Here is a 7,821-nt window from a genome sequence, read left to right as displayed (position 1 = left end):
TTCGAGGTCGACAAGCGGGTCGATTCGAACGACACCGTGCCGCGGGGCAACGTGATCTCGACCGACCCGTCCGGCGGCACGAAGGCGGCGAAGGGAGCCGAGGCCGAGGACATCGTCGTCTGCGGCGGCTTCGCCCAGGGGCTCGGCATCGTCCTGCACGTTCTGGCCCGCCGGGGCGTGCGCCGCGTGGCGTTCGAGGATCCCGGCTACGGAGACGGCGCCACCATGGCCGCCGCGGAGCGCGCCGGGATCGAGGCGGTGCCCGTCCCGGTGGACGATCTCGGGCTCGACGTGGACGCGCTCGACGCGAGCGGCGCCCGCGCGGTCGTCGTCACCCCGGCGCACCAGTGGCCGACCGGCGTCGTGCTGGCCCCCGAGCGGCGCCGCGCCCTCGCCGACTGGGCGTGCGAGCGGGACGGGGTCGTCGTCGAGGACGACTACGACGCCGAGTTCCGCTACGACCGGGAGCCCGTGGGGTCGGTGCAGGGGCTCGCGCCGGGCCGGGTCATCGGCCTCGGGACGGTCAGCAAGTCGCTGGCCCCGGCCGTGCGGCTCGGCTGGATCCTGTGCCCGCCCGCGCTGACCCGCGCGGTGGCGGAGGAGAAGCGGCTCGCCGACCGCGGCTCGCCCGTGCTCGACCAGCTCGCGCTCGCCGCGCTCGTCGAGTCCGGCCGCTACGGGCGGCACCTGCGCCGGATGCGGCCCGTCTACGCGGGCCGCCGCGCGGCGCTCGTGGCGGCCCTCGCCGAGCACGCTCCCGCCGTGCGGCTGACCGGGCTGGCCGCCGGCTTCCACGCCGTCGCCCACCTGCCCGGCGGGACGGACGAGCGGCGCGTCGTCGCCGAGGCGCGCAGGCGGTCGGTCGGCCTGTACGGGATGAGCACCTACCGGGCGTCCGGCGCGGCCGATCCGCCGCGGCTCGTCCTCGGCTTCGGCGACCTCGCCGAGAGCGCGATCCGGGACGGGATCCGGGACGTGGCCGACATCCTCAGATCTTGAGTTGAGTGCTAAGTGCGGCGCCCCGGCATGTGACACGACTTCATTCCGCGCGTCGCGCCGGGTGCGACACAGTCGTCGCAACCCGGAATCGAAGGAGTCGTGACATGACAGCGGGCGTCGCCGACGTCGGCAGCCGCACCCCGCAGCCGGACCTGTCCGGCACCGTCCCGTTCCCCGAGCGCGTCGCGGTCGTGGTGTTCGTGGTCGGGCCCATCATCGGGCTGCTGTGCGCCGTCCCCTTCCTGTGGGGCTGGGGGATCGGCTGGACCGACATGGCCATCTTCGCGTTCCTGTATCCGCTGAACGCGATCGGGATCACCGTCGGCTACCACCGGCACTTCACCCACGGCGGCTTCAAGGCCAAGCGGTGGCTGCGGATCGCCCTCGCGATCCTCGGCGGGCAGGCCATGCACGGCTCGGTGGTCCGCTGGGTCGCCGACCACCGCCGCCACCACAAGTACGCCGACCAGGAGGGCGACCCTCACTCGCCCTGGGCGTACGGACCCGGCGTGTGGGGCCTCACGAAGGGCCTCTACCACGCGCACATGGGCTGGCTGTTCGGCAAGGAGCGCACCTCCCGCAGTAAGTACGCGCCCGACCTGCTCAAGGACCGGGACATCCGGTTCCTGTCCCTCGACCCCGTGTACGCCCTGATCGTGCTGTCGACGTTCCTCGTCCCGATGGGGCTGGGCGCGCTGCTCACCTGGTCGTGGCACGGCGCCGTCACCGCGCTGTTCTGGGGCGGGGTGATGCGCGTCTTCGTCGGCGACCACATCACGTTCTCGATCAACTCGATCTGCCACGTGTTCGGCAAGGAGGACTTCAGGACGCGCGACCGGGCCCGCAACGTGTGGTGGCTGGCGATCCCGTCGTTCGGGGAGTCCTGGCACAACCTGCACCACGCCGACCCGACCTGCGCGCGGCACGGCGTCCTCAAGGGCCAGATCGACATCAGCGCCCGCGTCATCTGGGTGTTCGAGAGGCTCGGCTGGGTCTGGGACGTCCGCTGGCCCGACCACGAGCGCCTCGCCGCCCGCCGCGTGACCGCCCCCAGCACCGGAGAGCGAGCATGACCGACCTCCCCCCGCTCGACCGCACGCCGCTGATCGAGCGGCTCGCCCGGTTCGCCAAGGACTTCCCCGGCGACCGCGCCTACACGTTCATGGACTACACGACGGACCCGGACGGCGTCGCGACCGACGTGACCTGGGGCGAGCTGGACCGGCGCGCCCGCAGCATCGCCGCCGCCATCCGCCGGGCCACCGAGCCCGGACGGCGGGTCGCGCTGCTCGCCCCGCAGGACCTGCACTACGTCACCGCGTTCCTCGGCGCCATGTACGCCCGCGTCATCGGCGTCCCGCTGTTCTCCCCGGACCTACCGGGCCACGGCGACCGGCTCCTCGCCGTCTACCGGGACGCCGAGCCCGACGTCGTGATCACCACGAGCGCGTCGCTGCCGCACGTGCGCTCGTTCCTCGCGGGCGGATCCGTCCGGCGGCCGGCCGAGGTCGTCGTCGCGGACGAGGTGGACGCGGCGCTCGACTGGACGCCCGAGCCGATCGACCCCGGCGACGTCGCCTACCTGCAGTACACCTCCGGCTCGACCCGCACCCCCGCGGGCGTGATCATCACGCACGGGAACTTCGCGACGAACGCCGAGCAGCTGTGGCGGACGTTCGACGGCATCCCGCGCGTGTCGTCCGGCGTGAACTGGCTTCCCGTCTTCCACGACATGGGCCTGGTCACCACCGTCGCGCTGCCGCTGGTGTACGGCAACCCGGGCGTGATCATGGATCCGGTGGCGTTCGTCATGCGCCCCGTCCGCTGGCTGGAGCTGCTCAGCGCGCAGGACCACGCGTTCACCGGCGGCCCCAACTTCGCCTACGAGTACCTCACCGCGCAGGTCACCGAGGAGGAGAAGGCGAAGCTCGACCTGAGCGGCGTGCAGGTGTTCATGAACGGCGCGGAGCCGATCCGGGAGAGCACGCTCACCGGCTTCTACGAGGCGTTCAAGGACTGCGGGCTGCGGCCGGAGGCGCAGGTGTGCGCGTACGGGCTGGCGGAGGCGACCGTCTACGTGTCGGCCTCGTCCCGGTTCCGGGAGCCGACCCGCGTCGCGTTCGACCACGAGGGGCTGCGCCGGGGCGTCGCCGAGCCCTGCGACGCCGGCGCGCCCGGCGCGATCCAGCTGATCGCCTGCGGGACGTCCTACGGGCAGCACACCGCCATCGCCGACCCCGAGACCGGCGCGCGGCTCGCGGACGGCGCCGTCGGGGAGATCTGGGTGCACGGCCCGAACGTCGCGGCCGGCTACTGGGGGCGGCCCGAGGCCACCAGGGAGACGTTCGAGGCGGTGCTGGCGGACCACGGCGACCTGCCGCGCTCCCCGTGGCTGCGCACCGGGGACCTCGGCGTCCTGCACGGCGGGGAGCTGTTCGTCACCGGCCGGATCAAGGACCTGGTCATCGTGGACGGGCGCAACCACTACCCGCAGGACATCGAGTTCACCGTCTCCGGCGCGCACAAGGCGATCCGCCGCGAGTACGCCTGCGCGGTGGCGGTCGACACCGGCGGCACCGAGGGGCTGGTCGTGGTGGCCGAGCGGAACCGCCGGGTGCCGGTCGCCCTCCTCGACCAGGAGGAGGTGGCGCGGGCGGTGCGGACGGCGGTGAAGCAGCAGCACGACCTGCGCGTGCACGACTTCGTGCTGATCGAGCCCGGCGGCCTGCCGCGCACCAGCAGCGGGAAGATCGCTCGGTCCGCGTGCCGGCAGGCCTACCTGGACCGGAGGCTCCCGGTCGCGGAGGCGGCGCCCCGGCCCGAGTGAGCCGGGACCGCGCCCCTCACGCGTGCTCCCCGCCGGCGCCGCGCAGCCAGACGGGGAGCAGCAGCATCAGCTCCAGACGGATCGCGGGGGCCTCGATGTCGTAGTCGAAGATCTCGTGCAGCTGCGCCAGCCGGTACCGGACGGTCTGCGGGTGCACGCACAGCGCCTCCGCGGCGTCCGTCGCGTTGAAGCCGTGCTTGAGGCACTCCAGCAGCGTGGCCGCCAGCCGCCCGCCGCGGTGCGGGCCGAGCTCGGTGAGCGGGGCCAGCCGGCGCCGGGCGGCCGCCTCGGCGAGCGTCCAGCCCTCCTCCAGCAGCAGGTCGGGCACGTACCGGTCGGCGTGGACGAGCGTGCCGGGGCCCTGGCGGGCGAGCCGCCCGGCCTCCATCGAATCGAGCGTCCGGTGCGCCCAGCGCAGCGAGACCCCGGCCCGGTCCAGCGGCACCGAGGGCCCGACCGCGCCCGCCCAGCCGCCGAGGGTGGCGGTCAGCCGGTCGGGGCCGCCGGGGCGGTCCGGGTCGGGCATCACCAGGCACGGCCTGCCGCGGTCCAGGCCGCTCAGCAGGGACGGCGGCAGCCCGGCGGGCCCCTCCCCGGCGCCGGGCCGCGGCTCCAGCACGATCACCGCCACCCGTTCGGGCAGCGGCCAGCCGGCGAGGTTGGCCTGCTCGGCGACGACGTCCCGCGGCGCCGCCGGGTCCGACAGCAGCAGGCTCATCAGGCGGCCGCGGCGCTGCTCCCGCTCGCCCGCGGCCTTCTCCCTCGCCCGGGCGTAGCCCTGCGCGGCGGCGGACGCCAGAAGGTCCAGGTAGGCGAGGTTCGCCTCGGTGAGCGCGATCGCGAGGTCGCGCGGCTTCTTGAGCCGGTCGGCCTCACGCGCCAGGTACCGCCACGCGGTCCTGGAGGCGACGCGCATCGCGTTCTGCAGGTGCTCCAGCCCGCGCCCCTCGACGGCCTCCCCGTACCCGATGTCGAAGTAGACCTGGTGCACCTCCTGCAAGGAGGCGTCGGGGTCGGCGATCATCTGGACGAAGTGCCCCATGGCCTGCGCCGCCGCGAGCCGCATCACCTCGGTGTAGACGGGGTCGTCGGGGCGGGCGTACTCGGGGACGTTCCGCAGCACGCCCTCCACCATGGAGTCGACCAGCGCCGGAAGGTGGGGGCGGATCCACTGCGCCTCGTCCCGCGGGACGTCGCGCCAGGGTTCCCCTGACAGATCGTCGGCCTGGGCGGACCTCTCGTGCAGCTCCGTCAAAGTGTCACCTCCGTCAGCGGACACCTGGGGCCGCCAGGCTAAGGAGCGTGCGTCACACAAGACACTCACATGGGTGACAAGGCCGCCCGATTCCTTGTCACACCCGACGGATGCGCCTGGTCGCGGCGGACAAGGATTGGTCCTCATCCGGCGGCGAGCGTCAGCAGGACGACGGCCGCGGCGGCGCCGGCGAGGCCCGCGGCCTGCGTCCGCGACAGGCGCTCGCGCAGCGCCGTGACGCCGAGCAGCACCGGGACCACCGGGTACAGCGAGGACAGCACGACCGCGATGACGACGAGCTGCTGCCGGGTCGCGAGGAGGTAGCAGACGAGGGCCGCCGCCGCGAGGCCGCCGTTCACCGCCGCCCACAGCCGCGTCGTCCCGCCGGGGAGGCGCCGCCCGCGCGAGCGCATCATCGGAGCGATCGCGAGCACGGCCGCGACCCGTCCCGCCGCGACGGGCCAGAGTCCGGAGTCGTCCCCCGCCTGTGCGAGGGCCAGGTACTGCACCCCGATCCCGGCGCCCGCGGCGAGCCCGTTCCCGAGGGCCGCGCGGACCCGGCCGCCCTCGTCCGACCGCGACCGGGACACCAGCCACAGCGCGGGCATCACGATGCCGATCCCGAGCCAGGCCGCCGCCGTGGGGCGGTCGCCGAGGAACGCGACGCCGACGACCACCGGCAGGGCCACCCCACCGACCGCGCTGACCGGGACGACGATGCTCAGGTTCCCCTTGCTGATCCCCCGGTAGAGGAAGACCATCGCGAGGCCCGTCCCGGCGCCCGAGAGCGCGCCCCACGCGAGGTCGCCGGCGGCCACGCCGGGGGCGGGGACGGCCACCGCCGCGACGACCGCGCACGCGAGCCCGCCGATCTGGCCGAGCAGCGCGACGGCGGCGAAGTCGGCGCGGCGCGACAGCAGGCCGCCCCAGACGTCGGCGATCCCGTAGAGCAGCGCCGAGGTCAGGGCCAGGAGGACGCCCGTCATGCGCGTCCCGCGTCGCGTTCGGCCTGGCCGACGGGGCAGACGTCGCCGCTCGTGCAGCATCCCCGGTCGCAGAGGCGGCAGATGACGTCGGAGTCGCCGATCTCCTCGTAGAGGCGGGCCAGGAGCTTGGCCAGCAGCCCGGTGAGCGCCTCGCGCTCGGCGCCGTCCAGGAAGTCCAGGACACCGGCCAGCGGCGCGTCCCGCGCGGCCAGCATCGCGCGCGCCGCCTCCTCGCCCTCCGGCGTCAGCAGGACCTGGACGGCGCGCCCTCCGGCGGGACGGCGCCGGACCAGGCCGGCGGCCTGGAGCCCGTCCACCATGCGCGCGGCGGCGGACTGGGTCAGCCCGACGCGGCGCCCGAGCTCGGTGACGCCGAGGCCGGGCGCGTGGGAGAGGACGACCAGCGCCGCGGCGCCGCTCGCGCTCACCCGTCCCGTGCCGGTGGCCCCGGCCAGCACCAGGTCGGTCACCGCCAGCGAGGCGGCGCCCAGCAGGTTCGCGAGTCTGTCATGCATGAGTCATGCATGTTAGCAGGGGCGGCGGGGGCGCCCTCACCCGGGGCGGCGCCGTTTGCGTGCCATGCTGGCGGGGTAGCGCTGCATGTCGGAGGTCGCCTGATGGATCGCGAGGCCGGGCCCGCCGCGATGGAGGACGAGCGGCGGCGGATCGCCCGAACGGACGTGCTGCTCGCCGAACCCCGTCTCGCGAGTGCGGCGGGGCGCCTCGGGCGCGGCGTCGTGAAGGCGGCGGTCGTCGCGGCCCAGCGCCGGGCCCGCGACGGGGAGATCGCGCCGGAGGCGGTGGCCGACGCCGCCGTCGCGTCGCTGCCGCCGAGCGCCTCCGGCCTCCGCCCGGTGGTCAACGCGACCGGCGTCCTGCTGCACACCAACCTCGGGCGGGCGCCGCTGTCGGCGGCGGCCCGCGAGGCCGTGGCGGTGGCCTCCGGCGCCACCGACGTCGAACTCGACCTGGAGACCGGCCGGCGTGCCAAGCGCGGGCGGTCGGTCCTCGCGGCGCTGCGGGAGCGGGTGCCCCAGGCGGAGGCCGCGCACGTCGTCAACAACGGAGCGGCGGCGCTGGTGCTGGCCGCCGCCGAGCTCGCCCCCGGCCGGGAGATCGTCATCAGCCGCGGCGAGATGGTGGAGATCGGCGACGGGTTCCGCATCCCCGAACTGCTCGCCGCGACCGGCGCCCGGCTGCGAGAGGTCGGCACGACGAACCGGACCGGGCCCGACGACTACGCGGCGGCCGTCGGCGAGGAGACCGGGTTCATCCTCAAGGTGCACCCCTCCAACTTCCGCATGACCGGCTTCACGCGCGGCGCGGGCGTCGCGGAGCTGGCCGGGCTCGGGGTGCCGGTCGTGGCCGACATCGGCTCCGGACTGCTCGCCCCCGAGCCGCTCCTGCCGGACGAGCCCGACGCCGAGTCCATGCTCAAGGCGGGCGCCGCCCTGGTCACCGCCAGCGGCGACAAGCTCCTCGGAGGCCCGCAGTGCGGGCTGATCCTCGGCAGGGACGAGCTGGTGCGGCGCCTCGCCCGTCATCCGCTCGCGCGGGCCCTGCGGGTCGACAAGCTGACGCTCGCCGCCCTGGAGGCCACCCTCCGCGGGCCGCTCACCCCGACGGCCGAGGCGCTGCACGCCGACGCGGGCGCGGTGCGGGAACGGGCCGAGCGGCTCGCCGCCCGGCTCCGGGACGCGATGTGGCGGGCCGTCGAGCTGCTGCGGGCCCTGCCGGAGGGAGCGAGCGTCCCA

At 75.1% G+C, this 7,821-nt stretch carries 7 protein-coding genes; 4 read left to right on the top strand and 3 right to left on the bottom strand.

The genetic code is table 11. The features are described 5' to 3' along the window. The 3 genes from AB0K37_RS38575 to AB0K37_RS38565 all read left to right on the top strand — a co-directional run. On the top strand, positions 1-999 hold a 999-nt coding region (locus AB0K37_RS38575; RefSeq protein WP_363990186.1), incomplete at its 5' end, for an aminotransferase class I/II-fold pyridoxal phosphate-dependent enzyme. 104 nt (positions 1,000-1,103) lie between these two features. Then, positions 1,104-2,072 carry an acyl-CoA desaturase gene (locus tag AB0K37_RS38570; protein WP_363990183.1) on the top strand — a complete coding sequence of 323 codons (969 nt, stop codon included), beginning with the start codon at positions 1,104-1,106 and terminating at the stop codon, positions 2,070-2,072. After that, positions 2,069-3,826, top strand: a complete 1,758-nt coding sequence (locus AB0K37_RS38565) for a fatty acyl-AMP ligase (protein WP_363990180.1) — start codon at positions 2,069-2,071, stop codon at positions 3,824-3,826. The genes AB0K37_RS38570 and AB0K37_RS38565 overlap by 4 nt, the downstream gene beginning before the upstream one ends. A gap of 16 nt (positions 3,827-3,842) precedes the next feature. On the opposite strand, the gene AB0K37_RS38560 is transcribed toward AB0K37_RS38565, so the two are convergent. The 3 genes from AB0K37_RS38560 to AB0K37_RS38550 all read right to left on the bottom strand — a co-directional run bounded on the left by AB0K37_RS38560 (position 3,843) and on the right by AB0K37_RS38550 (position 6,582). Beyond that, positions 3,843-5,081: a helix-turn-helix domain-containing protein gene (locus tag AB0K37_RS38560; RefSeq protein WP_363990177.1), complete on the bottom strand. Its 1,239-nt coding sequence runs from the start codon at positions 5,079-5,081 to the stop codon at positions 3,843-3,845. Between the two features lie 143 nt (positions 5,082-5,224). After that, entirely contained in the window at positions 5,225-6,067 is an 843-nt protein-coding gene (locus tag AB0K37_RS38555) for an EamA family transporter (RefSeq protein WP_363990174.1), read from the bottom strand. Beyond that, positions 6,064-6,582 (bottom strand): MarR family transcriptional regulator, encoded by a 519-nt coding sequence (locus AB0K37_RS38550; RefSeq protein WP_363990171.1) that lies wholly within the window; start codon positions 6,580-6,582, stop codon positions 6,064-6,066. The genes AB0K37_RS38555 and AB0K37_RS38550 overlap by 4 nt, the downstream gene beginning before the upstream one ends. A gap of 102 nt (positions 6,583-6,684) precedes the next feature. Between AB0K37_RS38550 and selA the strand changes: the two genes are divergently transcribed. Then, on the top strand, positions 6,685-7,821 hold a 1,137-nt coding region (gene selA, locus AB0K37_RS38545), incomplete at its 3' end, for an L-seryl-tRNA(Sec) selenium transferase (RefSeq protein ID WP_363990168.1).

The organism is Actinomadura sp. NPDC049753, assembly GCF_040674655.1.
Taxonomy (GTDB): domain Bacteria; phylum Actinomycetota; class Actinomycetes; order Streptosporangiales; family Streptosporangiaceae; genus Spirillospora; species Spirillospora verrucosospora.
The sequence above is the reverse complement of the archived record's forward strand: the minus strand, read 5'-3'. Positions and strand labels throughout refer to the sequence as shown.